19 protein-coding genes are annotated in these 25,142 nt (G+C 75.4%); 8 read left to right on the top strand and 11 right to left on the bottom strand.

Annotated elements, in window-relative coordinates:
* Positions 1-34 precede the first annotated feature (34 nt).
* Positions 35-1,036: a BtrH N-terminal domain-containing protein gene (locus OG982_RS01015; protein ID WP_266790632.1), complete on the top strand. Its 1,002-nt coding sequence runs from the start codon at positions 35-37 to the stop codon at positions 1,034-1,036.
* 45 nt (positions 1,037-1,081) lie between these two features.
* On the opposite strand, the gene OG982_RS01010 is transcribed toward OG982_RS01015, so the two are convergent.
* The 3 genes from OG982_RS01010 to OG982_RS01000 all read right to left on the bottom strand — a co-directional run bounded on the left by OG982_RS01010 (position 1,082) and on the right by OG982_RS01000 (position 2,908).
* Positions 1,082-1,276 carry a ferredoxin gene (locus OG982_RS01010; RefSeq protein WP_266790634.1) on the bottom strand — a complete coding sequence of 65 codons (195 nt, stop codon included), beginning with the start codon at positions 1,274-1,276 and terminating at the stop codon, positions 1,082-1,084.
* Between the two features lie 5 nt (positions 1,277-1,281).
* Positions 1,282-2,469, bottom strand: coding sequence for a cytochrome P450 (locus tag OG982_RS01005; protein ID WP_266947711.1), 1,188 nt, complete (start codon positions 2,467-2,469; stop codon positions 1,282-1,284).
* Between the two features lie 88 nt (positions 2,470-2,557).
* Positions 2,558-2,908 (bottom strand): co-chaperone YbbN, encoded by a 351-nt coding sequence (locus OG982_RS01000; RefSeq protein ID WP_266947709.1) that lies wholly within the window; start codon positions 2,906-2,908, stop codon positions 2,558-2,560.
* 256 nt (positions 2,909-3,164) lie between these two features.
* Between OG982_RS01000 and OG982_RS00995 the strand changes: the two genes are divergently transcribed.
* The 3 genes from OG982_RS00995 to OG982_RS00985 are packed head-to-tail and all read left to right on the top strand — an operon-like array spanning position 3,165 to position 5,471.
* On the top strand, positions 3,165-3,821 hold the full coding sequence (locus OG982_RS00995; RefSeq protein ID WP_266947708.1) for a molybdopterin-dependent oxidoreductase: 657 nt from the start codon (positions 3,165-3,167) through the stop codon (positions 3,819-3,821).
* A 2-nt stretch (positions 3,822-3,823) separates the two neighbouring features.
* Positions 3,824-5,146, top strand: a complete 1,323-nt coding sequence (locus tag OG982_RS00990; protein ID WP_266947706.1) for a Dyp-type peroxidase — start codon at positions 3,824-3,826, stop codon at positions 5,144-5,146.
* Between the two features lie 55 nt (positions 5,147-5,201).
* Positions 5,202-5,471: a hypothetical protein gene (locus OG982_RS00985; protein WP_266790639.1), complete on the top strand. Its 270-nt coding sequence runs from the start codon at positions 5,202-5,204 to the stop codon at positions 5,469-5,471.
* Positions 5,472-5,662: 191 nt separating this feature from the next.
* Here the strand turns inward: OG982_RS00985 and OG982_RS00980 are convergent, their stop codons facing one another.
* Positions 5,663-6,040: a hypothetical protein gene (locus OG982_RS00980; RefSeq protein ID WP_266790640.1), complete on the bottom strand. Its 378-nt coding sequence runs from the start codon at positions 6,038-6,040 to the stop codon at positions 5,663-5,665.
* Between the two features lie 211 nt (positions 6,041-6,251).
* Between OG982_RS00980 and OG982_RS00975 the strand changes: the two genes are divergently transcribed.
* Together OG982_RS00975 and OG982_RS00970 are read left to right on the top strand one after the other, a co-directional pair.
* Positions 6,252-6,611: a YciI family protein gene (locus OG982_RS00975; RefSeq protein WP_266790641.1), complete on the top strand. Its 360-nt coding sequence runs from the start codon at positions 6,252-6,254 to the stop codon at positions 6,609-6,611.
* A gap of 72 nt (positions 6,612-6,683) precedes the next feature.
* The gene (locus OG982_RS00970) at positions 6,684-7,913 is read left to right on the top strand and encodes an RNA polymerase sigma factor (protein WP_266792297.1); all 1,230 of its coding nucleotides are present in this window, start codon (positions 6,684-6,686) and stop codon (positions 7,911-7,913) included.
* Positions 7,914-7,933: 20 nt separating this feature from the next.
* On the opposite strand, the gene OG982_RS00965 is transcribed toward OG982_RS00970, so the two are convergent.
* The 4 genes from OG982_RS00965 to OG982_RS00950 all read right to left on the bottom strand — a co-directional run bounded on the left by OG982_RS00965 (position 7,934) and on the right by OG982_RS00950 (position 16,561).
* The gene (locus OG982_RS00965; RefSeq protein WP_266947705.1) at positions 7,934-9,394 is read right to left on the bottom strand and encodes a condensation domain-containing protein; all 1,461 of its coding nucleotides are present in this window, start codon (positions 9,392-9,394) and stop codon (positions 7,934-7,936) included.
* A 110-nt stretch (positions 9,395-9,504) separates the two neighbouring features.
* Positions 9,505-10,488 (bottom strand): ABC transporter ATP-binding protein, encoded by a 984-nt coding sequence (locus OG982_RS00960; protein WP_266792298.1) that lies wholly within the window; start codon positions 10,486-10,488, stop codon positions 9,505-9,507.
* A gap of 8 nt (positions 10,489-10,496) precedes the next feature.
* The gene (locus OG982_RS00955; protein WP_266947704.1) at positions 10,497-13,298 is read right to left on the bottom strand and encodes a hypothetical protein; all 2,802 of its coding nucleotides are present in this window, start codon (positions 13,296-13,298) and stop codon (positions 10,497-10,499) included.
* A complete protein-coding gene (locus tag OG982_RS00950; RefSeq protein ID WP_266947702.1) occupies positions 13,295-16,561 on the bottom strand; it encodes an FtsX-like permease family protein in 3,267 nt (1,088 codons plus the stop codon). Before OG982_RS00950 ends, OG982_RS00955 begins: the two co-directional genes overlap by 4 nt.
* A gap of 167 nt (positions 16,562-16,728) precedes the next feature.
* On the opposite strand from OG982_RS00950, the gene OG982_RS00945 reads away from it, so the two are divergent.
* On the top strand, positions 16,729-17,436 hold the full coding sequence (locus OG982_RS00945; protein WP_266790646.1) for an ABC transporter ATP-binding protein: 708 nt from the start codon (positions 16,729-16,731) through the stop codon (positions 17,434-17,436).
* A gap of 62 nt (positions 17,437-17,498) precedes the next feature.
* Positions 17,499-18,458: a hypothetical protein gene (locus tag OG982_RS00940; RefSeq protein WP_266790647.1), complete on the top strand. Its 960-nt coding sequence runs from the start codon at positions 17,499-17,501 to the stop codon at positions 18,456-18,458.
* Here the strand turns inward: OG982_RS00940 and OG982_RS00935 are convergent.
* The 3 genes from OG982_RS00935 to OG982_RS00925 all read right to left on the bottom strand — a co-directional run bounded on the left by OG982_RS00935 (position 18,437) and on the right by OG982_RS00925 (position 25,137).
* The gene (locus OG982_RS00935; protein ID WP_266947700.1) at positions 18,437-22,018 is read right to left on the bottom strand and encodes an AAA family ATPase; all 3,582 of its coding nucleotides are present in this window, start codon (positions 22,016-22,018) and stop codon (positions 18,437-18,439) included. The two genes, OG982_RS00940 and OG982_RS00935, sit on opposite strands and share 22 nt — an antisense overlap.
* A gap of 84 nt (positions 22,019-22,102) precedes the next feature.
* Entirely contained in the window at positions 22,103-24,412 is a 2,310-nt protein-coding gene (locus tag OG982_RS00930; RefSeq protein WP_266790651.1) for an ABC transporter permease, read from the bottom strand.
* The gene (locus tag OG982_RS00925) at positions 24,409-25,137 is read right to left on the bottom strand and encodes an ABC transporter ATP-binding protein (protein ID WP_266790652.1); all 729 of its coding nucleotides are present in this window, start codon (positions 25,135-25,137) and stop codon (positions 24,409-24,411) included. Before OG982_RS00925 ends, OG982_RS00930 begins: the two co-directional genes overlap by 4 nt.
* Between the last annotated feature and the right edge of the window lie 5 nt (positions 25,138-25,142).

Raw genomic sequence — 25,142 nt, 5'->3', positions numbered from 1 at the left:
TCGAGGCGCTGCCGAGCCCGGCTAGGGTGGCGGCATGACCGTGCTCGTGTATGAGGACTTCGGTACCGGACGCCACCGTGAGAGCTCCCTGATCCGCCACGCGCTCGGCAGCGAGCACGACGAGGTGCTGGTCGCGGGTCTCGCGGGCGGCATCGGATTCATGTACTTCGTCTTCGAGTACACGGGCCGGCCGCCGATCGCGACGATCGTCGCCCAGGCCCACCCCGAACCCTGGGTACAAGTGGCCCTCGGCCGCCTGAACGTCCCCTACGAGGCCACCCGCAGCACCAAGCCCCGCTGGGGCCGGGTCTGCGCCGCGCTCGACGCGGGGTGGCCGGTGTTCTGTACCGTCGACAAGTCCGCACTGCCCTGGCACGGCGCCGCCGTCAGCCCCGAGATGGCCGGCGCCGACCCGTACACCGTGGTCGTGGCCGGGTACGAGGGCGACGCCCTCTACATCGAGGACGGCGCCGCCACCCCGTACCGGATCGACCGGGAGGAGTTCGGCGCCGCCTGGTCCGGGCACCGCCAGGGCCGCCACCAGATGGTCGTGCCGACGGGGCGCGCCACCGCCGGGCCGGACGTCGACGGGGCCGTCGCCGCCACCGTCACCCGCATGACCGGACCCGTGCTGGGCAACCAGTTCGACGTCAACTTCGGCTTCTCCGGCATGGAGAAGTTCGCCGCCCAGCTGCGCGACACCCGCACCAAGACCGGCTGGGAACGCCGCTTCGGTACCCCGGAGGCCTTCGCGGCGGGCACCGGCCGGCTCCACGCCTGCCTGGAGCGGGAGTGGACGGCCCCCGGCGCCACGCGGCCGCTGTACGCCGACTTCCTCGACCTCGCCGGACGGCCGGAGGCGGCCGGGCTCTTCCGGGAATCCGGCCGCCACTGGTCGAGCCTGGCCGAGCTGGCCCGTACGGCCGCGCCGGACGCCGACGCGGCCGCGCGGCGGGCCCTCTTCGACGCGTGCGCCGAAGAGGTGGACCGCTCCGTGGCCCTGGAGCGCGAGGCGGTCGCGCTGCTGGGGCGCTGAGCCCGGCGGGCGGGCGTCAGGCTCCGGCGTCACGCGTCCCGTGCGTCACGCGTCCCGTACGGAGATGGCGGCGACCGGGCAGGCCCGGGCCGCCTCCCGGACCAGGGCGCTGCCGCGGCCGTCCTCGCGCCCCGGCACCAGCTCGCTGAACCCGTCGTCGTCCTGGGTGAACACCTCGGGCGCGGTCAGCGCGCACTGCCCCGCGCCGATGCAGACGCCCGTGTCGATCGAGATCCGCACGCCGCTCACCAGGCCACGGGGAGTTCGACCATGCCCTGGATGGTGTCCCCGGGCTTGAACGGGATCAGGTCGGGCTCCGCCGCCAGCCGCAGCCCGGGCAGCCTGTCGAACAGCGTGCCCAGCGCGATCTCCATCTCGGCGCGGGCCAGGTTCTGGCCCAGGCACTGGTGGATGCCGAACCCGAACGCCAGGTGGTGCCGGGTGGGCCGGTGCCAGTCCAGCGCGTCGGGGTTCTCGAACACCGCCCCGTCGCGGTTGATCACGGAGGTCGAGAAGACCACCCCGTCGTCCGGGCGGATCGTCACCCCGCCGATCTCGATGTCCTCGGTGGCCACCCGGAGCATCCCGTCCGCGATCGACAGGAAGCGCATCAGCTCCTCCACGGCCTCGGACATCAGCGCCGGGTCCGCGCGCAGCTCGGCCAGCTGCTCCGGGTGCCGCAGCAGGGTGAAGGTGCCGAGCGAGATCATGTTCGCCGTGGTCTCGTGGCCCGCGATGAGCAGGATCGCGGCGAGCGAGACGAGTTCCTCGACGTCCGTCTCGCCCGTCTCCAGACGCTGCGCGACCAGCTCGTCCAGCAGCCCGTCGCCCGGGTCCGTCCGCTTGCGCGCGATCAGGCCGGCCAGGTAGCCGTTGATCTGGTCACGGGCGTCCTCCACGTCCGCGACCTCCGGCCCGCGCAGCAGCCGCCTCGACTGGGCCTCGAAGAACTCGTGGTCCTCGTACGGCACTCCGAGCAGGGCGCAGATCACCATCGACGGCACCGGCAGGGCGAAGGCGCTCACCAGCTCGGCGCGCGGGCCCCGGGCGACCATCTCGTCGATCAGCCGGTCCACGGTCTCCTGGATCCGCGGCCGCAGCGCGGCGGTCCGCTTCAGGGTGAAGCTCGGGATCAGCATCCGGCGCTGGGTGTTGTGCTGGGGATCGTCCACGCCGAGGAGGGCGGTACGGCGGTTCTGCAGCCCCTGGAAGCGTCGGCTGGGAGTGGGGAAGGCCGCGTTCTGGCGGTTGGCGGAGAGCCGGCCGTCGGAGAGGAGGGCGCGGGCCTCGGGATGGCCGGTGACCACCCACACGGAGCGGCCGTCGAAGAGGGTGACCCGGGAGAGGGGCCGCCCCTCCCGGAGGGGCTCGTAGGCGGCCGGGGGGTGATAGGGGCAGGTCCGGTCCTGGGGGAAGGCAACGGTTTCTGACATTGCAGCACCTCGCAAGCGATGGTTCCGTCGTGCCGGACTCCATTACATGCCTTGGGCACCTATCCCACCTATGCCACTTTCGGCCACATCATCCGAGTTCGCCCAGGTGGGCGTCCAGGAACGCGCGGAACTCCTCCCGGCCCATCGGCCCGGCCTGGCTCGCCACCGCCTCGCCGCCCTCGACCAGCACGACGGTGGGGGCGCCGGTCACGCCGTAGCGCCTGGTCGGCCCGGGGCAGCGGGTCATGTCGGTGCGGACGGCGGTCAGTCGCGTCCCGTGCTCCTCGGCCAGCTCGGCGACGACGGTGTCCATCGCCCGGCAGGCCTCGACGGCCTTCGGCCAGGTGCCGGTGAAGTAGGCGAGAACCGGCCCCGGGGCCATGGAGAGGATGAAGTCGAACTCCTGGTCTTCGAGTGGCTGATGGATCCGACGTGCCATGGGTGGGGCTCCTGCTCGTGCTCGGTTGGGCCGGGTGACCATCATCGCCGCCCGCCGCGGTGGGTGTTTCCGCCAAGGCGCGCGGCCGGTTCCGGGGAGTCCGCGGGGGGTCTTCCGGTCGATGCTCCAGGACCTCTCGCGAGAGGTAGGGCAGGTGCGTCCCCTGATGTATGTTGCGCACGGCATTTCCGCCATCAGGGGGCCGATCGCCTTGCATCTGCGAGGGAGTTGGTCGGCGCGTCGGGAGGGGTCGTCCATGACTTACGGCAGGCAGAACCAGCGGAGAGCGGGCCTCGCGCTCGCGGCGGCGCTGCTCCTGGCGGGCTGCGGGCAGTCGGAGGACCCGAAGGAGGACGCGAAGGGGGACGCGAAGGCCCCGTCCGCGAGCCCGTCCGCCGGGGCCGGGGCCGGGGCCGGGGCCGGGGCCGGGGCTTCGGCCAAGGCGTCCGTCGCGCCGCTCAAGCCCGGTGAGGTGCGGGTGGGCGGCGAGGTCGCCAAGCCGTACTCCGTCACCCTGGCCGACCTGCGCAAGCTGCCCCAGGCCTCGGTGGAGGTCAAGTTCGCCAGTGCCAAGGGGGAGCAGGAGCACACCTACCAAGGGGTCCTGCTGCACGAGGTACTGAAGACGGCCGAGCCGCGCTTCGACTCCACCAAGAAGAACGGCCAGCTGCGCGGCTTCGTCTCCGCCACCGGCGGCGGCGACTACCGGGCCGTCTTCGCCTGGGCCGAACTCGACCCGGCGTTCGCCAAGAGCCGGGTACTGCTCGCCGTCTCCGAGGACGGTGTGGCCTTCGACGACGCAGCGGGGCCCCGGCTCGTCGTACCGCAGGACACCAAGGGCGGCCGGTACGTGTCCGAGCTGAACCAGCTGTGGGTCGGGGTGGTCGACCCGGTGGTCGACGGGGTGAAGTGACGGTGGGCCCGCAGGAGCCCGGCCGTCCGCAGGAGCCCGGCCGTCCGCAGGAGAACGGCGGCCGCTCCCGGCTCGGGCGCCGGGCCGTCCTCGGCGCCGGGGGGCTGGCCGCGCTCGCGGCGGGCGGCGCCGTACTGACCACGGCCGACGCGCGGGTCCCGCGGGACGGCCGGGACGGCGGGGGAGCGGCGGCCGTGCCGTTCCACGGACCGCACCAGGCCGGGATCCTGACGCGGCGCCAGTCACACGCCCACCTCGCCGCCCTCGACCTGGCCGCCCCGGCCGCCGGCGCGCCCGACCCGGAGCCCGCGGCCGGGCGGGCCAAGGCGGCGGCCCTGCTGCGGACCTGGAGCGCCGCCGCCGCGCGGATGACCCGGGGCGAGCCGCCGGCCGAGGGCGCGGCCGACACCGGCGTGGCCCTCGGCGCCGGGCCGGCCGCCCTCACCGTCACCTTCGGCCTCGGGCCGGGCTTCTTCGACCGGACCGGACTGGCCGCCGCCCGCCCCGAGGCCCTCGCCCCGCTGCCCGCCTTCCCCGACGACGCGCTCGACCCCGCCCGGTGCGGCGGCGACCTGTACCTCCAGGTCGCCGCCGACGACCCGCTCGTCGCCGTGCACGCGCTGCGCACCCTCCAACGGCTCGCCCGGGGCGCCGCGAGTACCCGCTGGGTGATGTCCGGCTTCGCGCGCGCGGCCGACGGCGCTGCGGAGGGGACGCACCGCAACCTCATGGGCCAGCTCGACGGCACCGCCAATCCGGCCGTGGCCACCGACCCCGCGCAGCGGGCCCGGATCCTGGTCACCGGTTCCGGTTCCGGATCCGGGTCAGGCGTGCCCGGGTGGCTGGAGGGCGGTTCGTACGTCGTCGTACGCCGGATCCGGATGCTGCTCGACCACTGGGACGGCCTCCCCGAGCAACACCGCGAACAGGCCGTCGGGCGCCGGGTGACCGACGGGGCCCCGCTGACGGGCGGCACCGAGCGCACCCCCGTGGACCTCGACGCCGCGCGGCCCGACGGGGTCCCGGTCATCGCGACCAACGCGCACATCCGGCTCGCCGCCCCGCGGGGCAATGCCGGGGCCACGATGCTCCGGCGCGGCTGGTCGTACTACGACGGGCTGCGCCCGGACGGCACGCCCGACGCCGGGCTGCTGTTCGTCGCCTGGCAGGCCGATCCGCGTACGGGCTTCATCCCCGTCCAGCACCGGCTGGCCCGGGGCGACGCGCTCGCGCGCTACGTCGAGCACGAGGCCTCGGCGCTGTTCGTCGTACCGCGCGGGGCGGCCGAGGGGGAGTACGTGGGCCAGGCCCTCCTCGAAGGGTGAGCGGCCCGGGCACCGGACGGGCCCGTTGTCAGTGCCGACTGTGAAGCTTGGGGGCATGGACGACAGGATGCTGCGGCGCCGGGTCTACGGCGCCGACCACGAAGACCCCGACCCCGGCCCGCGCCCCGGCCACGTCTACGGCGAACTCGTGGGCGGGCCCCTCGACGGGCTGCTCCTGGACGTCACCGGCTGGAGCGAGCCCCAACTCGCCGAGGAGGCCCGGCTCCCCACCGAGATAGGGCGCTACGGAGCGGGCGGGCGCGCCCACTACCGCCGCCGGGCGGCCGATCCGGGGCGCTGGGACTGGTCGGGGGACAGCCCGTGACCCCGTGACGCTGGGCCCCGAGCCCCCGAGCCCCCGAGCCCTGGAGCCCCCGAGCCCTGGAGCCCCCGAGCCCCCGAGCCCCCGTGGCCCCGAGCCCCCGGACCGCCGACTACCGTCCGGGGGCTCTGTACCTCACTTCGGCCGCCGGGTGTCGTTCGGATGCGCCGCGGGGTGGGTGATGGCCCGGCGGGTCAGTTCCCGCCGGCCCCGCGGCTCACGCTGCGGGCCCACAGGACCAGCGGGACCTGGAGCGGCAGCCGGCCGAGCGCCGCGGCCCGCACGGCGGGCGCCTGGCCGCGCGCGTCCACGGCCATCTTCACGTTCGCCGGGAACACCCCGACGAAGAACGCCGCCGTGGCCATCGCCGCCGCGCGCCGGGTCCGCGGGTGGGCGACACCGGCGGCGAGGGCGAGTTCGGCCGCTCCGCTCAGGTACGTCCACTGCCGAGGGGTGCCGGGCAGCGAGCGCGGGACGGTCGCGTCGAACTTCTTCGGCACGACCGCGTGCGCCACGCCCGCCGCGGCCAGCAGACCGGCGAGCAGCAGGGGCGAGGAGGGGGTGCGCGGCATCGGGGGTTCCTCTCGGAGGGGCCTGGGCCCGCGATCCTACTCGTCGGTAGGGCGGGGCGGAGGCAGGTTTCCGGGCCGGCCCGCCGAGCCGCCGCACCCGCGCCGAAGATTCCCCGAATAATTTCCGGGAAGCTGTCGATCCGGGCGTCTCCCGTTCGACGCAGGGGTGAGAGGCAGGGAAAGCCCCCGCCCTCCCGACCGAGGAGTCACCATGCCGCGCTTCCTTTCGATGATCCGCATCGACGAGCAGAGCCTCACCGCCGACACCGAGTTCCCCCCGGACTTCATGGAGCGCATGGGCGCGCTGATGGAGGAGATCACCAAGGCCGGGGTCATGCTCGACACCGCCGGGCTGCTCCCCACCGCCGAGGGCACCCGGGTCACCTGGTCCGGCGGCAAGCTGAGCTACACCGACGGTCCCTTCACCGAGACCAAGGAGGTCGTGGGCGGCTACGCCATCCTCCAGGCCAAGGACAAGGCCGAGGCGCTGGAGTGGACGAAGCGGTTCCTGGAGATCCACCCCGAGCAGTGGACGGTCGGCGCGGAGCTCCGCCAGATCGCCGAAGGCTGACCGGGCCGCCGAGCGCCGCGCCGCGTTTGCCCTGCCTCGTCACGGCTGCTCTGATGGGTGGCCGTGACGGCAGTGAGCGCGGCCCAAGCGGTCGAGACGGTGTTCAGGATCGAGTCCGCGCGCATCATCGCCGGTGTCGCCCGCATCGTGCGGGACGTCGGCATCGCCGAGGAGATCGCGCAGGACGCCCTGGTCGCCGCGCTCGAACAGTGGCCCGAGTCGGGTGTCCCGGACAAGCCGGGCGCCTGGCTCATGGCCACGGCCAAGCACCGCGCCATCGACCTCGTCCGCCGCAAGGAGACCTACGCCCGCAAGCTCGCCGAGGTCGGCCGCACCCTGGAGGACGTACCGCCGCCGGAGGAACCGGCGGGCCCGGAGGACATCGACGACGACCTGCTCCGGCTGATCTTCACGGCCTGCCATCCCGTACTGGCCACCGAGGCCCGCATCGCGCTCACGCTGCGTCTGATGGGCGGGCTGACCACGCAGGAGATCGCCCGCGCGTTCCTCACCTCCGAACCCACCGTCGCCCAGCGCATCGTCCGGGCGAAGCGGGCCCTGGCCAAGGCCGGGGTGCCGTTCGAGGTCCCGTACGGAGCGGACCGCGAGCAACGGCTCTCCTCCGTCCTCGAAGTGATCTACCTGATCTTCAACGAGGGCTACTCGGCGACCGCCGGCGACGACCTCGTCCGCCCGGCCCTGTGTGAGGACGCCCTCAGGCTGGCCCGGGTCCTGGCCGCCCTGATGCCCAAGGAGCCCGAGGTGCACGGCCTCGCGGCGCTGCTGGAGTTCCAGGCCTCCCGGATCGCCGCCCGCACCGGCCCCGACGGCGAGCCGGTGCTGCTCGCCGACCAGAACCGGGGCAAGTGGAACCGCCTGCTCATCCGCCGGGGCGTCCTGGCCATGGGCCGCGCGGGCAGCGGCCCCTACTCCGTACAGGCCGCCATCGCGGGCTGCCACGCGGACGCCGTCCGGTACGAGGACACCGACTGGCCGACCATCGCCGCGCTCTACGGGCGGCTCGTCCAGCTGATCCCGTCCCCGGTGGTGGAGCTCAACCGGGCGGTCGCCGTCTCCATGGCGGACGGCCCGGAAGCGGCGCTTCCGCTCGTCGACGCCCTGGCGGAGGAACCGGCCCTGCGCGCGTACCACCTGCTGCCGAGCGTACGAGGGGACCTGCTGGGGCGGCTGGGGCGCCGGGCGGAGGCCCGCGCCGAGTTCGAGCGGGCCGCCTCCCTCACCCGCAACGCCCGGGAGCGGGCCCTGCTGCTGCGGCGCGCCGCCGAGGTGTCGGACGCCTGAGCGCGGGAGACGCCCGCCGGTCAGGCCTCGACGGGCTCGTGCGTCGGCTGCCGGGGCGAGGTCAGCGCGATCGGCCGCCGGAAGCCGCCGCCGCGGGCGATGTCCTGCACCGTGCGCCGCAGCGCCTCCTGGAAGTCGCCCATCGTGCGGCGCGCCGCCGGGGTGTCCACGTACAGGGAGTTCATGTGCAGGCCGTCCGCGTCCCGCTGGAACCAGGAGCAGGCCCCGTTGGCGCGCGCCGACCAGACGTGGGTGGCCGGCCGCCAGTCGCCGTGGCGTTCGGCGCCCACGACCTTGCGCATGTCGATGTACGAGAAGAAGTTCACCGGGTACGGCCAGGACCTTGCGGCGAACTCCTTGGGCGCCAGCAGCTGCCACGCCCGGACGAACGGCACGTCGATGTGGCCGATCATCTCGCTGAATCCGGCCCGGACCCCGGCCATCACCCGCGCGAAGTCCCGGCCGGGCGAGGCGTCGAACTCGATCGGCATGGTGTTGACGAACCAGCCCACCGCATCGTTCCACGGGCCGCGTCCGCGCTCGCTGACCGGCATGAACCCGCGGTAGACGCCGGGGCCGCCGGCCTCCCGCAGGCAGACGGCGACCGCCGCGAGAACGCCCATGAACGGCTTCCCGTCGACCGCGAGACAGGACTTCTCGAACACCTCCGCCTCGGCGGCGTCCAGCAGCTCGGAGGCCTCGTTGACGATCGGGTACATCCGGTCCGGCTCCACACCGAGGTCGAGCGGGAACCTCGGGAAGAACTCCCCGCCCCGCGCGATGAACGACTTCCAGTAGTCGAGGCGTTCGTCGCTCACGTCGATGGAGAGGTAGCGCCGCCGCTGCTCGTCGGCGAAGTCGAGATAGCTCGGGGCGGCGGCAGCCAGTCCGGAATCCGCGCCGCGGCTCAGCGCCTCGTACTCGGTCAGCACCTCGCGGACGACGACCGGCATCGACATGCCGTCGCAGACGATGTGGTCGAAGGCCAGGTAGACGGTGGCGGAGTCCTCGCGGACGACGGCGCCCATGGTGAACAGGGGCCAGGACAGGGTGTCGATGCTCCGCGTGAACCGCTCGGTCAGGAACCGGCGCAGCCGCTCGGTGGTGTCGAAGGTGCCCACGTGCTCGGTGTCGAGGGCGAGTTCGCCGGGGGTGAAGGGCGCGCACGCGAGCTCCCCCGCCAGCCGGCGGAACTCGCAGCGGAGCACCTCGTGCCGCCTCACGAAGGCCAACAGGGCCTGGGCTAGGGCTCGTTCGTCGAGCGGGCCCGCCACCTCGAACGTCACCGCGAGCCAGGACGCGACCGGGTCGTCGGACCCACGGCTCTCCTCAGCGACGGTGAAGTGCTTGTCCTGGTTGAAGGACGCCCTCCTGTCCGCCGTCTCGTCCCGGCCGGGGGCCTGCGCCGCCGTGGACCGCAACCGCCACTCGACCACCCGTCCGGGTGCCATGTGGTGCATCTCCAGAGGAAACTGCCGCATTCCGTCATCCCTTCGCCCCCAGAGTCAACCCCGAGCCCCTAACGACACCCCCCACAAGGAAGTGACGCCCACCGGGCGTCGCGGGCCGGGCGCCACTTTGACGACAGCACCTAGTGGCCCGTGGCGTCGGGCTCTTCGGTGTCGTCGGGGTGGATGGCGATGTGGTCGCCGGCGAGGTCGACGGCGACGCGGTGCTCCATGCCGAGGGCTTCGAGGAAGCTGTGGGGGAGCTGGACGCGGCCGGTGCGGTCGAGCATGACGTACTCGCGTTCGGTGAGGGTCTCGGTGCCGTGTTCGTCGGTGGTCATGCGGCGCAGGACTTCGCTGCTGGTGCGGCCGTCGCGGATGGCGACGGTGCGGCGCACCTCGCCGGCGACGAGGGGGTCGTGGGTGACGATGACGACGGTGGCGCCGAGTTCGCGGTTGACGGTGCGGAAGGCCTCGAAGACGGCGGCGCCGGTTTCGGAGTCGAGTTCTCCGGTGGGTTCGTCGGCGAGGAGGACCGCGGGGTTGTTGGCCATCGCCACGGCGATCGCGACGCGTTGTTGCTGTCCGCCCGAGAGTTCGCCGGGGCGGCGGTGGCCGAGGTCGCCGATGTCGAGGGCGTCGAGGAGCCTGTCGACGCGCGCGGCGTGTGTTCGGGCGGCTCTGCGGCCGGTGCCGGTGGCGAGTTGCATGGGGAGCGCGATGTTCTGCGCGGCGGTGAGGAAGGGGAGGAGGTTGCGGGCGGTCTGCTGCCAGACGAAGCCGACGGCCTGACGCCGGTAGCGCAGGCGGTCCTTGGGGGTCATGTCGAGGAGGTCGTGGCCCGCGACGCTCGCGTGGCCGGCGGTGGGGGTGTCGAGGCCGGCCAGGATGTTGAGGAGGGTGGACTTGCCGCTGCCGGAGGCGCCGACGAGGGCGACCAGGTCGCCTTGCCGGACGGTCAGTTCGAGGCCTTGGAGGGCTTGGACCTCGATGCCGTCGGTGGTGAAGACGCGGACCAGGCGGTCGCAGGTGATGGCGGTGTCGGGGGCGGTGGCGCGGGGTGCGGCGGCGGTGAGGGCCTCCCGGCGCAGCTCCTCCAGCGTGGGGCTGGGGTTCGGGCTGGTCATGGGGCTGGTCATGGGGTGTCTCCCGCTCTCAGCTCGGTGGTGATCTGGCGCCGTCCGGAGACGGCGGCTTCGGTGAGTACGGCGAGGGCGGCGAGCGCGGCGAGGCCGAGGGCCTGGGTGGCCACGGGGCCGGTCTGGACGGTGAGGCCGGTGGGAACGGGGGAGCCGACGAGCGCGGACAGGTCCACGGCGGGGCCCAGGAGGGCGACGGCGGCCGCGGCGAGCAGTCCTCCGCCGAGCGCGGCGGCGACGGCTTGGGGGAGGGCCTCGGCGAGGATCAGGGCGATGCCCTGGCGGGGGCGCAGGCCCATGGTCCGCAGCCGGGCCAGCAACGCCACCCGCTCGGGCGCCGCCCGCGCCAGCGTGATCAGCAACGCCAGCAGCGCGAAGGCGGCGGCAGCGCCGACCGAGGCCCAGAAGATCCGCCCGGCGGACGCCTGGAGAGGATCGCGCCCGAGCTCGGCGGCGGCCCCGTCACTGGTCCGGATCAGCAGCCGGTCGGCGGCAGCGGCCGGGACCGTCTCGCGGACGAGCGCGCGCAGCCGGGCGTCCTCGACCGGCCCGACCGCGAACCAGTGGTTGGGCTTCGCGGCCCGGGGGACGTGGGCCAGGACGGGACCGGCGGGCAGGACCACCGTGGCGGCGCCCGCGCCCGGCAGCGCGGGCGTGCCGTCGAACACCCCGACGGGCCGCGCCCGCAGTTCCTCACCGCCGCCGAGCCGCAGCCGGTAGCCGCCTTCGGTGGCCTTCGCGGCCATGTCCGCGCTGAACAGGGCGGGCACCGGCGCGTCCGCCGCCCCGGGGCCGCCCGCGAGCAGCGCCGGGTCGAACCGCCCGCGCCCGACGGCCCGGGCCAGCTCGGCGTACGCGACGGGGTCCGCGACGACCACCGTGACCTGCGGGGAGCCCAGGCCGTCGACGCCGAACAGGAAGGACTCGTGGTCCGTCCACACGGAGAGTCCGGTGCGCACACCGGGCAGCGCGTCGGCCGCCCTGGCCAGTTCCTCCGGCACCGAGTCACCGTCGGGCGCGGAGATCACGGCGTCGCCGCCGACGGTCTGGCGTGCGACCGCCGACCGGGAGGCGTCCACCGCCGTCAGTACGCTCGCCCCGAACCCGGCCGTGGTGACGGCCAGCAGCAGTGCCACCAGGGGCAGCACGGAGGGCCGCCCCCGGCCGCCGGCATCCCGGGCCGCGCGCGCCAGGCCGAGGAAGCCGACGACTCCGGAACCCCGCCCGGCGCCCCGGGCCAGTGCCGCCATCAGAGGCGGCTGGATCCGGGCCAGCAACAGCCCGCCGGACAGGGCGAGCAGCAGCGGCGCCGCGACGAGCAGCGGGTCCACGCCCTGCCCGGCGGGGGCGATCCCGCGCGAGCGGACCTCGTACACGGCCGCCGCGGTGGCGGCGACGACGAGCAGTTCCCCGACCAGCCTGCGGCGCGCGGTGGGACCCCGCCCGCGCCGGGCGGACAGCAGCGCGAAGGCTCGTACGGGAAAGGCGAGGAGGGCGAACAACGCGGTCGCGGCGGCCGCGAGGAGGGCCGGCGCCAGCCGGGGCGTCGGCAGCAGCGCCACCGCGAGCGCCGTCGCGACCAGCGCGCCCGGCAGGACGGTCACGGCGCCCTCGCCGAGGAGCCGGCGCAGGATGTCGGGGCGTGAGCCGCCGCGCGCCAGCAGCAGCCGCAGCTCGGTCTCGCGCCGGTCCCCGGTCAGCGCGGCGGCCAGGCAGAACACCACCAGGGCCACCCCGGCGACCCCGGCGGGGCCGATCGCGGTGAGCGGCGCGGCGGCCTGCCGGCGCGCCTCGGCCTCTTCGAACAGACCCGGCAGCTTGGAGCTGATCCGCAGGTCGTTGCGGCGGGTGGCCTGTGTCAGCAGGGCGGCCGTCGGGCCGGCCACGTACGCGGCGATCTTCTGCTTGGTCTCGGGCAGCCGGTCGGCGTGCAGGCGGCTGGTGTCCACCGGGAGCCGCCAGAAGTCCTGGGCCCCCTCGCCCCATTCGACCATCCGCTCCAGGCCGTCGGTTCCGACGAGGGCGTAGGTCTGCCAGTACGCCTCGGGCGGGAAGCTGGGCCAGATGCGCAGGCAGGCGCTGGTGAAGCAGGGCAGGTCGCTCCAGAACGGATCGGCCTCGTCGGCCTCGTACAGGCCGACCACCTCGGCGCTGACCGGGGCGTGGACGGAGGGGGCCGCGTTCAGCACCGTGCCGACGCGGACGTTCAGGGTCTCGGCCGCGCGCCTCGACAGCGCGACCTGGACCGGCTTCCCGGCCGCCCCGCCGGCCGGCCAGCGTCCGGCGGTGAGCCTGGTGTGCTGCGGCGCCTGCTTGAGGTAACCGATGCCGAGGGTGACCGGCCTGCCTTCGGGCCGGGGGAGTTCGGGGTTGGTGAGGGAGCGGGTCTTGGTGCCGAGCGAGCCGTGCACCTCACCCCCGGGGACGAGGGCGTAGCCGTCGCCCGCCTCGCCGCGCAGGACGTCCAGCACGGAGTCCAGTTCGGCGGCGGAGGTGCCGACGGGCCGGGCGCCGGCGGTGGCGTAGAGGCTCGCCGCGGTGGGGCCCTTGTCCGTCAGGTAGTCGCGCAGGGCCTGGTCGGCGCTTCGGTCCAGGGCGCGCGGCAGCCCCGCGGCCAGGAGTACGGCGACGAAGGCCAGGGCGGCGGCGAGCAGCGAGGCCGTCGGGGTCGCGAGCAGCCGGGTACGCACCCAGGGCGCGGGGCGGGTCCGCGGGGCCGGCGGCTCGGGGGCCGGCTGCGACCCGGGGGCCGAGGTCGGCACGGGGTTCGGCGGCGGCTCGGGGGCCGGGGTGGTCACATCTCCTCCACGTGCCGCAGCCGGGTTGCTGTGTTCATGACGTTCGTGTTCCTTCTGCCGCCGAGGACCGCCGACAGCAGCGGTACCGCGGCGATGGCGGCGGCCAGCAGCAACGTTTCTCCCGTCGGCAGGTCCACCAGGACCTCCGGCACCGGGTGGCGCGCTGCGGGGGTCAGCACCACCAGCGGGACCACCAGGTGCACGATGGCCGCCCCCAGCGCGAGCCCGACCCCGGTCCCGAGACCGACCAGCACAGCGCTCTCGGCGGCGGCCGTCCGGGCCAGGTCCCGCCGGGGCGCCCCGAGCGCGAGCAGGATGGCGAACTCCCGGCCCCGCTCCCGTGCGGCGGCAGCCGCCGAGGCGGCGAAACCGATCGCGGCGAGCACCGCGCAGGCCAGCGCGAGCGCGGCCAGCGCCGCCTGCGGGCCCGCGCTGAGCGGGTCGTCCAGCAGTCCGGCGGCCACCTCCTCGCGCAGCTCCACCCGCTGGGTGCGGGCACCGGCGCGCAGTTCGGCGGCGGCCTCGGCGGGCGCCCGGTCGTGGGCGGACGCGGCCGGCAGCCACCACTCGCCGGGGGCCGGCAGCGCCAGCCCGCCGCGCGCGGCGAGCAGCCGCCCCGCGGTGGCCGCGTCGACGGCCAGGGCGGTGTCCCCGGCGGTGGGGAGCGAGCCGACGGCGGCGGTGACGCGGACCGGCACGGTGGTGTCCCCCAGCGAGACGGGGACGACGTCGCCGACCTCGGCACCGAGGGCGTCGAGGTAGGTGTGCGTGGCGATCCCGGGGATGTCGGCGGCTCCGCGCCCGCCCGTGGTCGCCGCGAGCTCGGAGCCGGCGCCGCCGCTGAAGCCCAGCCGCAACAGGGCCGCGGTGCCACCGGAGCCGTCCGGGTCGTCCGCCAGCAGCATCCCGTTGGGGGAGGCGGCGTCGTTGCCGCCCCGCGCCGGGGCCGACAGGTTCCAGGCCGGGGCGGTGGCCCGGACGGGAACCGCCGGGCCGGTCGCCGTCTCGGCCACGGAGACCCCGCGCACGGTCAGCCGGCCGGCGCTGCCCGAGGGGGTGCTGTGCGCGACCAGCACCCCGGCGATGCTCAGCGGTGTCGCCGCCGAACCTAGCGGGGCGTCGACCAGCGCGCCGATGTCGAGCGCCACGGTGGCGTCACCGCGGGCCGGCAGCCGGACCATCGGCACCTGGTAGGTCAGCCCGAACCGGTCGCGCAGCAGCAGCCCGAGGCGCGGGCCGGCGCCGTCACCGGTGCCCTGGATCGTCACGTCGACGTCGATGCGCCGGGGGTTCCCGGGCAGCGGGATCCCGGCCGAGGCGGGGGAGGCGCCCGAGCCGGAAGCGCCCGCGGCGAGCGGGGAGAACAGCCGCTCCATCGACCGCCCGCCCCGCAAGTCCTCGCGCAGCGGCACCCGGTCGGCGGCCGCGGCGGCGTCCAGCGCCAGCAGTTGCCCCTTCTTCCCGGCCGGCAGGTCCTGCTGGGACCGGATCACGGGAAGGACCCGATCCCCGCCCGGCAGGGCCGCGTACCGGCCGCCCCGGCCCAGCGGCGCCAGCTCGCTCCCGGAGATCCGAAGGCCGCCGGCGGTGGCGAAATCGGCCTGGTCGCGCTGGGACTGGGACCACGCGGTGTGCTGCCCCAGCGCCAGGACCCCGCTGGAGACCGCCAGCACCAGCAGCAGGACTGGCCCGGTGGCCCGCCCGGGCCGGCGCGCCAGCTGCCAGCCGACCAGCGCGGGGCCCAGACTCCGCCCCCGGGCGGCGACCCGGCCGCCCAGCCGCGCGGCGAACGGCAGCAGCCGCAGGACGAGCACGGTGCCCGCGCACAGCGCCAGCGTCGGCGCCGCGACCAGGACCGGGTCCACGCCCAGGCTCCCGGACCCGTCAGCCGACACGCCGCCCTCCCCGCTGTACCGGTCGAGCTGGCGGTACGCGAGGAAGGCGAGCGCCAGCAGCGCCAGGTCCGCGCCGGAGCGGGCCACGCCCCCGACCAGGGCCTGGCGGCGCCCGGTCAGGCGCAGGGCCCCGGCGGCCGCCCCGCGCAGTACGGACGGCAGCGCGGTCAGCAGCACGCACCCGAGCGCGCAGCCCGCCGCCACCGGCCACAGCAGCCAGGTCCCGGAGGTGTCGTACGGCACCCGGGCCAGCGGGCCGAACCGGCCCAGCAGACCCAGCAGCGGCGGGGTGAGCAGCGGTGCGAGCACGGCCGCGGGCAAGGCCAGCAGCAGCGACTCGGCCGCGGTCAGCACCCCGAGCCGCCGTCGCGAGGCGCCGCGCGCGGTGAGCAGGACCCGCTCGAACTCCTGCCGCTCCGTCAGCAGATGGGCGACGAGCAGCAGCGCCGCCGACGCCAGTACGGCCAGTTGCAGCGCCCCGACCAGCAGGGTGGACCGGGCGACCAGCTGGCCCGATGCCAAGTCGGTCAGGAACTGGGGGAGTTCGGTCTCCGACTGGAGCCCGGCGGAGGTCTGGAGCCCGGCCTGCAAGTTGGCGACGCGCGCCCGGATCGCCTCCGACTCGGCGGGCCGGATGCCCTCCAGAGCGGGCGTGAGGAGCGAACCCCGGCTGTTCTGCGGCAGCTCGCCCGCGGTGAAGACGGAGTCGTCCACGAGCAGCGGGCCGTACGTGGTGAACGTGCCGACCTGGATCTCCCGGCCGCCCAGCGGATCGAGGCGCCAGTACGGGGAGTCGGGCTCGGCCGCCCGGTAGACGCCCGTGACCAGCACCGTCAGCGGCGGCCCGCCGAACCGGTCGTCCAGCCGCACCGCGGCGGGCAGCGCGCCCGCGGCCAGCCCGAGCCGGGCCAGGGCCGTCTGCGGAACGGCCAGCTGGATCCGGTCGTCCCGGTCCGCCACCGGCTCCGGCAGCCGGCCCGCCAGCAGCCGCACGCGGTCGCGGTCGAGGGCCGCCAGCACGGTCAGATCGGCGTCCTTGCCCGGGGCGGGCGTACCGGGCAGCCCGTACGAGCGGCTGCGCGCCAGGGTCTCGACGCCGACCCGCCGCTCACCGAACAGCCCGAGCGCGAAGGCCCGTACCGCCTCGTCGTCCTTGGCGCGGGCCGTCACCGGATGGTCGCCGCCGACCACGACCGCGGTGCGAGCCCGGCCCGGACCCTGGAACGCCTGGCGTGTTCCCGCGTCTCCCACGGTCCGGGTGAACGCGAGCAGCGCGGTCAGCACGGTGGTGGTGATGAGCGCGGTCAGCAGCACGGCGGCGGCGAGCGGCCATCGCCCGCGCAACCGGCGCATGACGAAGCCGATCATCTGTTTCACCCTCCCCCATCCGGACCTTCGGCACCGGATAGCGGACGATGCTGTCAGACGGCAAAACGCAAGGGAAGGGCCTTGCGGGCAGGATGTGAGAGATGAGCAAATTCGAGAAAGCAGCGTGCCGGGGGGAATTATCCGGCCGAATCGAGGGGGATTCCAGCATGACGCGACAACTGACCACGACCCTGGCTCCGATGGTGGTGGCCGAGGACCTGCACCGCAGTTTCGGCACCGGAGAGAGGGCCGTACACGCCCTGCGCGGGGTCTCCTTCGAAATTCGCCGCGGTGAACTCACCGCCCTCAAAGGACGTTCCGGTTCCGGCAAGACCACCCTTCTCAATCTGCTCGGCGGCCTCGATTCCCCGACCGCCGGCAGCGTCACCCTCGACGGCACCGACCTGGCCGGGCTGGACGAGAAGGGACTGCTCGCGATGCGCCGCGACCGCATCGGTTTCGTGTTCCAGTCCTTCGGCCTGATACCCGTGCTCACCGCCGCCGAGAACGTCGGCGTCCCGATGCGGATGCGCAAGGTTCCGGCCAAGCAGCGCGAGGAGCGGGTCCGTACCCTGCTGGCCCTGGTCGGCCTCGCCGACCACGCCGAACAGCGCCCCGGCGAACTCTCCGGCGGACAGCAGCAGCGCGTCGCCGTGGCCCGCGCCCTGGCCAACGACCCCGCGCTGATCATCGCGGACGAGCCCACCGGGCAGCTGGACTCCGAGACGGGCCGCTCGATCATGCGGCTGCTGCGCGCGGTGGTGCGGAGCGAGGGGGTGACCGTCCTGGTGGCGACCCACGACCCGGCCCTGATGGAACTCGCGGACCGGGTGGTGGAACTGCGCGACGGGCGCCTCGTGGAGCCGACCGAGTAGCGGTCGGCCCGTCGCCGCGCCGGTCCCGCGTACCCGGGCGGCGATGGCCGAAAGTGGGCGGCGTGGATGTGGACGAGGTCATCGACGGCCTGTACGGACTGCCCCCGGCGGGGTTCACCGCGGCGCGCGACCGGGCGGCGGCCCGGGTGAAGGAGGCCGGGGACCCGGCGGCGGCCAAGCGGATCGCGGGCCTGCGGCGGCCGACCCTGGCGGCCTGGGCGTCGAACGCGCTGGTACGGGAGAAGTCCGAGGAGGCGGAGCAGTTCATGCAGTTGGGCGAGGCGCTGAGGGCGGCGCACCGCTCGCTGGACGGGGAGCGGTTGCGGGAGCTGTCGCACGAGCAGCACGTGGTGATCGGGGCGCTCGCCCGGGAGGCCGGGCGGCTGACGGGGGAGGCGGGGACGCCGGTTTCGGAGGCGGTGGTGCGGGAGGTCGAGCAGATCCTGCACGCCGTCCTCGCCGATCCGGAGGTCGCCGCGGAGTGGGCTTCCGGGCGGCTGGCGAAGGCCCCGGCGCTGGTGGCGGAGTTCCCGGCGGTGGACCCGGGGGCGGTGGCCTCCGCAAGGCCTCCGGGGCGGCAGGCGGTACGGGATTCGGAGCGGCCTTCAGGGCAGCGGAAGCCGGGGCCTGCGCCGGGGTCGGAGCCCGGGCATACGCCGGGGCCCGAGCCGGAGTCCGGGCCCGAGCCGGAGTCCGGGCCTGCGTCCGAGCCTGCGCCGGAGGCCGCGCCCGGGCCGCGTGACGCGCGTCTTCAGGCGGCCCGCGCCGCCGCCCGGGAAGCTGCGCGGGAGGCCGCCGCCCGGGAGGAGGAGCGGCGCCTGGCCGAGGAGGCCCGTGACCGGGCCAAGGCCGACGCCGCCGCCGCGGACGCCGCCCGGGACCTGGCGCACGCCGCCGCGACCGAGGCCGGGGAACGCCACCGCGCGGCGCGGGAGGCGGCGCGCCGGGCCGCCCGGGCAGCGACGGCCGCCGAGCGCCGGCTGCGTGAACTGGAGGGGCCTCAGGACGGCGCGGGCAGTTGATAGGCCCGCCGCTCCTCCGGGGTCGGCGGATGGAGGATCCGGGCGGCGGCCAGCCGCAGCAGCGGCTCCGCGTCCGCGCCGGCCGGGGTCCACAGCCGTACGGTCCGGTCGCGCGAGGCGGTGGCGATCCGGGTGCCGTCCGGGGACCAGCACAGCCCGTTGACCCAGTCGGCGTGCACGCCGAGGACGGAGACGGCCGTACCGTGCACGGGGTCCCACAGCCGCACCGTCCGGTCCCGGGAGACGGACGCGAGCCGCGTTCCGTCGGGGGACCAGGCGAGGTCCTGGATCCGCTCGTCGTGCCCCGACAGCACGACGGCCGCGTCGACCGCGTCGACCGCGTCGGCCGCCCCCGGTGTCCCGGGTGTTCCGCTCGTCCCGGGGAACTCCCACACGCGCAGGGTCCGGTCCCGTGATCCGGTGGCCAGCCGGGTGCCGTCCGGGGACCAGGCGACCTTCCACACGTGGTCGGTGTGGCCCCGCAGGGTGGCGACGGCCCGCCCGGTCTCGGTGTCCCAGACGATGACCGTACGGTCGGTTCCGCAGGTCGCCAGCCACGCCCCGCCCGGGGACCAGGCAGCCCCCGTCACCCAGTCGGCGTGCCCCGAAAGGACCCGCGGCGCCCGGGCTTCGGCCGCGTCCCAGATCCGTACGGTGCTGTCGCGCGAGGTGGTCGCGATCCGGGTGCCGTCCGGGGACCAGCACACCGCCGACAGCTCCTCGCCGTGCCCGTGGAAGGCGGCGTGCTCCGTACCGTCCGGGCCGAAGACGGCCGCGGTGCCGTCGCGGCGCCCCACGGCGATCCGCGTGCCGTCGGGGGACCAGGCCAGGTCCCCGCACTGCCCGGTGGGCAGGACTCCGGCGGGCGTCCCGTCGGCCGGGTCCCACAGCCGTACGGTGCCGTCCTGCGAGGCGCTCGCGAGCCGGGTGCCGTCCGGAGACCAGGCGGTCTGCCACACGGATTCGGTGTGCCCGCGCAGCACCGCGCGCGGGGCGCCCGCGTCCCACACGGCGACGGTCCGGTCCCGGGAGGCCGTCGCGAGCCGGGTCCCGTCGGGGGACCAGGCCACGGCGTACAGGGTGTCGGTGTGCCCGGCCAGCCAGACGGCGGCGGCGTCCTCCGGGTCGGGCGCGTCCAGGTCCCAGATCCGGGCGCCCCGGTCCTGGTCCCCGGCGGCGAGCCGGGTGCCGTCCGGAGACCAGGCCAGGCAGTTGATGCCGTCCATGCTGCGCAGCGTGCGCAGGTTCTCGCCGGTGTACGGGTCCCAGAGCACGGCCGTCCGGTCCGACGATCCGGAGGCCAGCCGGGTGCCGTCCGGGGACCAGGCCAGCGCGGCGACGGTGTCCTGGTGCCGCAGTACGCGGACCACCCGGCCGTCCGCCACCCGCCAGATCCGGACCCGGCGGTCCTTGCCGGAGGCGGCCAGCAGCGTTCCGTCGGGGGACCAGACGGCGTTCCAGAGCATGCGGGCGTGGCCGACGAGGGTCCCGGCCAGGGTGAGGCTGTCGGTGTGCCAGAGCCGCAGCGGGCCGGCGCCGCCCGTGACGAGGAGGCGGCCGTCCGGGGAGAACGCCACGACGGCGAGACCGGCGCCGCCGCCCCCGCCGCGCATGTCGGGCTGGCTCACGGTGTTGAGCGGCCGCCAGGTGGTGGTGGACCAGAGCGTGAGGTGGGCGTCGCGCGTCACGCACGCAAGCCGGCTCCCGTCGGGGGACCAGGCGACGGCCCGCGGCCAGTCCCCCGGGACCCGGATCTCGACGGGCCCCGCCGCGGACCCGGACCCGGGAGCAGGTGCGGGTCCGGGTGCGGCGTCGGGGACCGGCCGGGCTTGCAGGCCCGCCTGCGACCACACGCGGATGCGTCCGTCGCCCGAGCATGCCGCGAGGCGGCTTCCGTCGGGGGACCAGGCGGCGTCCGTCACGGGGCGGTCGAAGTCGTGGTGGACGGCGCGCAGCCGGGAGGCGTCGACCGCCGAGCGCAGGGCCTGGACGGCGGCCGGTGTCGGGGCGTACTCGGTGACCGCCGCGTGCGCGATGCCGATCGCGGTCTCCGGCTCCCGCTCGACGTTCTCCAGCACCCGCGCCGCCACCGCGTCCGCCGTGCGGGCCCTTGCGTCGCCGTCGGACCGGGCGGAGGCCCGGGCGAACTCCGCCGCGAGCGCGGACAGCGCCGGGCCTGCCGCCGCCGGCCACGCCAGGGCCGCCTGGAGGCGCTCGCCGGTCAGCAGGTACGCCTCCGCGCGGCCCGCGAACTCCCACTCCTGAGCCCAGCGCTCCAACTCGGCCCGGCGGCGCAGCTGGTCGAGCCGGTCCGCCACCGCCAACCGCAGCGGCCGCCACTGCCGCAGCAGCGCCTCGTGCGCGACGTCGAGCATCCCGGCGTCGGAGGTGAGCAGCCGACCGGCGACGAACGCGTCGGCCATCTCCCGCTCGGCGGGCCCCAGTTCCTCCCGGGCCACCCGCCGCCGCGTCGGCTCGTCGCGCTCCACGGTGACCATCCGCAGCAGCATCGCCACGACCGGGTCGGCGTCCGTCCGGGGGCCCGGCCCCAGGAGCGCCGCGTGGATCCGGTCGGCTTGCCCGACCAGCGCCCCCGCGACCCCGCCGACCTCCCCGTAGTGGGCGTGCGTGATCGTGGACCCCGCGCCGCCGGCGCGTCCGTACAGCTCCTGGAGGGTGTACGCGAGCAGCGGCAGGGCGTCGCCACCGCCGCAGTCGTCGACGATCCGGGAGACCAGGCCCGGTTCGAACCCGACCCCGGCCGCGGCGGCGGGCCGGGCCACCACCTCGTGCAGGGCGTCCCGGCCGAGCGGCCCGATCACCACCGGTTCGCGGGCGAGGGCGGCGAGGTCGGCCTCCAGGAAGCCGGTCAGGAAGTCCGACCGCAGCGTGCCGATCAGCCACACCTTCGGCTCCCGGCGCAGCAGTTCCCGTACCTCCTCGGCGAACGCCGTCCGCTCCCGGGGCCCCGACAGCGTCAGCAGCTCCTCCAGCTGGTCCACCACCAGCGCGAGCGGGCGCGCGTGTCCGGCCTCGGCGAAGGCCTGCCGGAGCGCGCCGACCGGGTCGGTCCCGGGGGTGAACGCCCCTCCCGCGTTCCACCGGGAGCGCCGGGCGGTCAGGGCGGGCAGCAACCCGGCCCGCACCAGGGAGGACTTGCCCGAACCGGAGGGGCCGACCACGGTCACGAACCGCCGGGCCTGGGCCGGCACCGGCGGGTGCAGCCGCGCCACCAGCTCCGCGGTCTCCCGCTCGCGGCCGAAGAACACGGCCGCGTCCTGCTCCCCGAACGCCTCCAGGCCCGGGTACGGGGGCTGCCCGGCCGTCCACGTCGGGGGCGCGGGCAGCGGGCGCCGCTCCAGCCAGCGCAGCCACAACTGGCCGACGGCCAGGGCGAGGAGCGTCAGCCCGACCAGGGGGATCGACCACTGGCGCAGCACGCGCAGCGGCAGCGGCACCTCGCCCTCCACGCTCGTCGCGTAGTTGGTGGCGATCCCGAGGAGGGCTCCCAGCAACATCAGGAGGACGTCGAGTACCAGTGCGAGGGGCCGTCGTTGCATAGCGGACGAACCTAGCCGTCGCGCCGGGGAGTTGTGAAACCGAGCCCGGCCCGCGGACGCCGGGGAGCGGCCGGGCGGGTTCCGCTACTCGGTGTGCAGCACCGTTGCGATCGTCATGCGGGCCGCCGAACGGGCCGGTACCAGCGCGCCCAGGACGGCGATCGCGACCCCGGCCAACAGCAGCCCCGTCAGCTGCGGGGCGTGCCATACGTCCTTCATGGACTCCGGGAAGGCGACCACCCCGACGTTGTCGACGACCAGCCGGTGCGCCACCATCCCGAGCGGGATCCCGAGCAGCCCGCCGACCGCTCCCAGACCCGCCACCGAGGTCACCGTCATCACCACAACCTGCCGCGGGGTCATCCCGATCGACTTGAGCATGCCCAGGTCCCGGCGGCGCTCACGGGTGTTGAGCAGCACCGTGTTGAAGACGCCGAGCGCCGCGACGACCGTCAGCAGCAGGGTGAAGACGGAGGAGAACCCGACGACGGTGGTGGTCGCCGCGTTGCCGGACTCCGCCACCTCGGCGCGCAGCCCCGGGTCGAGGGCGTTGACCGCGTCCGCGGAGGCCCGGGCGTCCGTGCCGGGGGCCAGCTGTACGCCGTAGTCGACGGCGCGCGCGTCCGGGGCGAGCAGGGTGAGGGTCTCCCAAGTGGTGTCCAGGGCGCGGGCGTCGCCGTCGACGAGCTCGCCGACGATTCTTCCGGTGACCTGCCGGCCGCCCAGCCCGAGGGTGATCCGGTCGCCGAGCGCGAGTCCGCGCTCGGTCAGGAACCCGGGTCCGGCGACGACCTCGCCGGGTGCGGTCGGCGGCCGCCCCTCCACGAGGTGGGACGCGAACCCGGCGAGGTCCCCGCGGTGGAAGTTTGCGAACGCCGGCTGGGTGTACCCGACCACCGTCACCTGGGACAGACCGCGCGCCACCACCGTCCGCGCGCCCGGCAGGGCCCGCAGCCGTTCCTCGATCCGCGCGTCGCTCAGGCGCGGCGGGCCGGGCTCGCTGCCGAGACCACCGGTGTACACGGCGATCCGCGGGCCTCCGTCGCCCCGGGCGGCTTCCCCGAACGCGAGCATCGTGCCGGTCAGACCGGTGGCCAGGGTGACGGTGGTGACGCCGAGGACCACGGCGGCGAGGGTCAGCAGCGTCCGCGCCGGACGGGCGAACGGCTGGCCCAGGCCCAGGCTGACGGGGCGCGGCAGCCGGGTGGCCGCGAGGCGCCGCTGGACGCGCCGTCCGCGCCCGGTCCGGGGCGCGCCGCCCGCGCTGATGGCGACGGCGGCCGACAGCCGGTGCGCCCGCAGGGCCGGGAGCAGCGCCGCGAGCAGGACGAGGGCGGGCATCCCCGCGAGGCAGACGGCGGGGACCCAGGAAGACACGGGTCCGACCTCGGCCAGGCCGGTCTCGACCCCGGAGAAGGCGACTTTGAGGATCGGTCCGGTCAGCGCGGAGCCGAGCGCCGTGCCGAGGACGGTCCCCGCGACGGCGGGGACCGAGACCATCGTCAGGTAGACGGCCACCACCTGGTTCGGGGTGAAGCCGAGCGCCTTGAGGACCCCGATGTGCCGGTGTCCGGAGACCACGGCGCCGCTGACCACGTTCCCGACGATCAGGACGGAGACGAGGAGACCGAGGACGCCGAAGAGGGTCATGAACGGCAGGTACGCGTCGGCCCGGGAGGAGAAGGCCTTCTTCAGGGTGAGGTAGGACTGCGAGGCGGCCAGCGACCGCGCGGGCAGCTCGGCGGTGGCGCCGGCCAGCGAGGAGCGCAGCGCCGCGCCCGTCGACGCGTCCGCGAACCGGTACAGCATCTGGGCGGACGTCGGGTGCAGCGCCGACAGCTGCTCGGGAGTCACCCAGGCGGCCGCCGACTTGCTCATGCTGGTGGCGAATCCGACCACCGTGAGCGGCGGGGCCCCGCGGGCCTCCAGTCGCGTACCCAGCAGCTCGCTGTACGGCGCGCCGTCCACGCCCCAGTTGACGACGATCTCCCCGGGAGCCGTCGCCCAGCGCCCGTCCAGCAGCTCGATCCGGTCCACCGGGCCGCCCGGATCGGCCCGGCCCACCACGGTCAGGGGGCCGGCCGGCATCCAGAGCCAGTCCTCGGGCACGTCGAGGACGGCCTGCCCGAACGGCCCGGCGGCCGCCGTCACCCCGGGGCGCCGGGCGGTGGCGGCGAGCTGCTCCGGCGACGCCTTCGAGGAGTCGAAGGTCGCCACCGCGTGCGCCCCGCGCTGTGCGGCGTACGCCGTGTCGAAGGGGCCGGAGGCGGAGGCGAGCAGCCCCAGCGCGAGGACGACGGTCGTGGTGGAGCACAGGACCACGAGCCCGATGACGAACGTCTGGAGCCGGCGGCGCTTGACGGCCGCGCGCGAGGCCCGCCACACGGCGCTCATACGGCCGCTCCCAGCGAGGCGTTGTCGTCGATCGCGCGCTCGCGGGCCACCCGGCCGTCGGCCATCTCGACCAGGCGGCTCGCGCACCGGGTGGCCAGGTGCGGGTCGTGGGTGACGATCAGCAGGGTCTGGCCGATCTGGTTGAGGTCGATCAGCAGGTCCATCACCTGTTCGCCGGAGCGGCTGTCGAGGGCGCCGGTCGGCTCGTCGGCCAGCAGCAGGGCCGGACGGTTCATCAGTGCGCGGGCCACGGCGACGCGTTGGCGCTCGCCACCGCTGAGGGTGGCCGGGTAGTTGTCGCGGCGGTCGGCCACCCCGAGCTCGTCGAGGAGTTCCAGGGCGCGGCGGCGGGCCTGCTTGGCGGGGGTGCCGGTCAACTGGGCGGCCAGGGCCACGTTGTCGAGGGCCGGGAGGTCGTCGATGAGGTTGAAGAACTGGAAGATCATGCCGACGCCGCGCCGCCGGAACAGTGCCAGGCCGGTCTCGTTGAGCGTTCCCAGGTCCTGGCCGTGCACCTCGACGGTCCCCGCGTCGGGGCGGTCCAGGCCGGCCACCATGTTGAGGAGGGTCGACTTGCCGCAACCGGAGGGGCCCATCACGGCGACCGCGTCGCCCTTGCGGATCTCCAGGGACAGCCCGTCCAGGGCCTTCGCGTCGCCGTACTCCTTGTGCACCCCGTCGAGCCGTACGACGACCTGCCGGTCACTGCCGTGATCAGTTGTCATGGCAC

The organism is Streptomyces sp. NBC_01551 (genome assembly GCF_026339935.1).
In the GTDB taxonomy this organism is placed as follows: Bacteria; Actinomycetota; Actinomycetes; order Streptomycetales; family Streptomycetaceae; genus Streptomyces.
This window is presented reverse-complemented; position numbering and strand designations above follow the sequence as displayed.

Bases quoted from the DNA above. Each gene is read 5' to 3' on its own strand.
- OG982_RS01015 (WP_266790632.1), top strand. From the start codon at position 35: ATGACCGTGCTCGTGTATGAGGACTTCGGTACCGGACGCCACCGTGAG.
- OG982_RS01005 (WP_266947711.1), bottom strand. From the start codon at position 2,469: ATGTCAGAAACCGTTGCCTTCCCCCAGGACCGGACCTGCCCCTATCAC.
- OG982_RS01000 (WP_266947709.1), bottom strand. From the start codon at position 2,908: ATGGCACGTCGGATCCATCAGCCACTCGAAGACCAGGAGTTCGACTTC.
- OG982_RS00995 (WP_266947708.1), top strand. From the start codon at position 3,165: ATGACTTACGGCAGGCAGAACCAGCGGAGAGCGGGCCTCGCGCTCGCG.
- OG982_RS00985 (WP_266790639.1), top strand. From the start codon at position 5,202: ATGGACGACAGGATGCTGCGGCGCCGGGTCTACGGCGCCGACCACGAA.
- OG982_RS00980 (WP_266790640.1), bottom strand. From the start codon at position 6,040: ATGCCGCGCACCCCCTCCTCGCCCCTGCTGCTCGCCGGTCTGCTGGCC.
- OG982_RS00975 (WP_266790641.1), top strand. From the start codon at position 6,252: ATGCCGCGCTTCCTTTCGATGATCCGCATCGACGAGCAGAGCCTCACC.
- OG982_RS00965 (WP_266947705.1), bottom strand. From the start codon at position 9,394: ATGCGGCAGTTTCCTCTGGAGATGCACCACATGGCACCCGGACGGGTG.
- OG982_RS00960 (WP_266792298.1), bottom strand. From the start codon at position 10,488: ATGACCAGCCCGAACCCCAGCCCCACGCTGGAGGAGCTGCGCCGGGAG.
- OG982_RS00950 (WP_266947702.1), bottom strand. From the start codon at position 16,561: ATGATCGGCTTCGTCATGCGCCGGTTGCGCGGGCGATGGCCGCTCGCC.
- OG982_RS00945 (WP_266790646.1), top strand. From the start codon at position 16,729: ATGACGCGACAACTGACCACGACCCTGGCTCCGATGGTGGTGGCCGAG.
- OG982_RS00935 (WP_266947700.1), bottom strand. From the start codon at position 22,018: ATGCAACGACGGCCCCTCGCACTGGTACTCGACGTCCTCCTGATGTTG.
- OG982_RS00930 (WP_266790651.1), bottom strand. From the start codon at position 24,412: ATGAGCGCCGTGTGGCGGGCCTCGCGCGCGGCCGTCAAGCGCCGCCGG.
- OG982_RS00925 (WP_266790652.1), bottom strand. From the start codon at position 25,137: ATGACAACTGATCACGGCAGTGACCGGCAGGTCGTCGTACGGCTCGAC.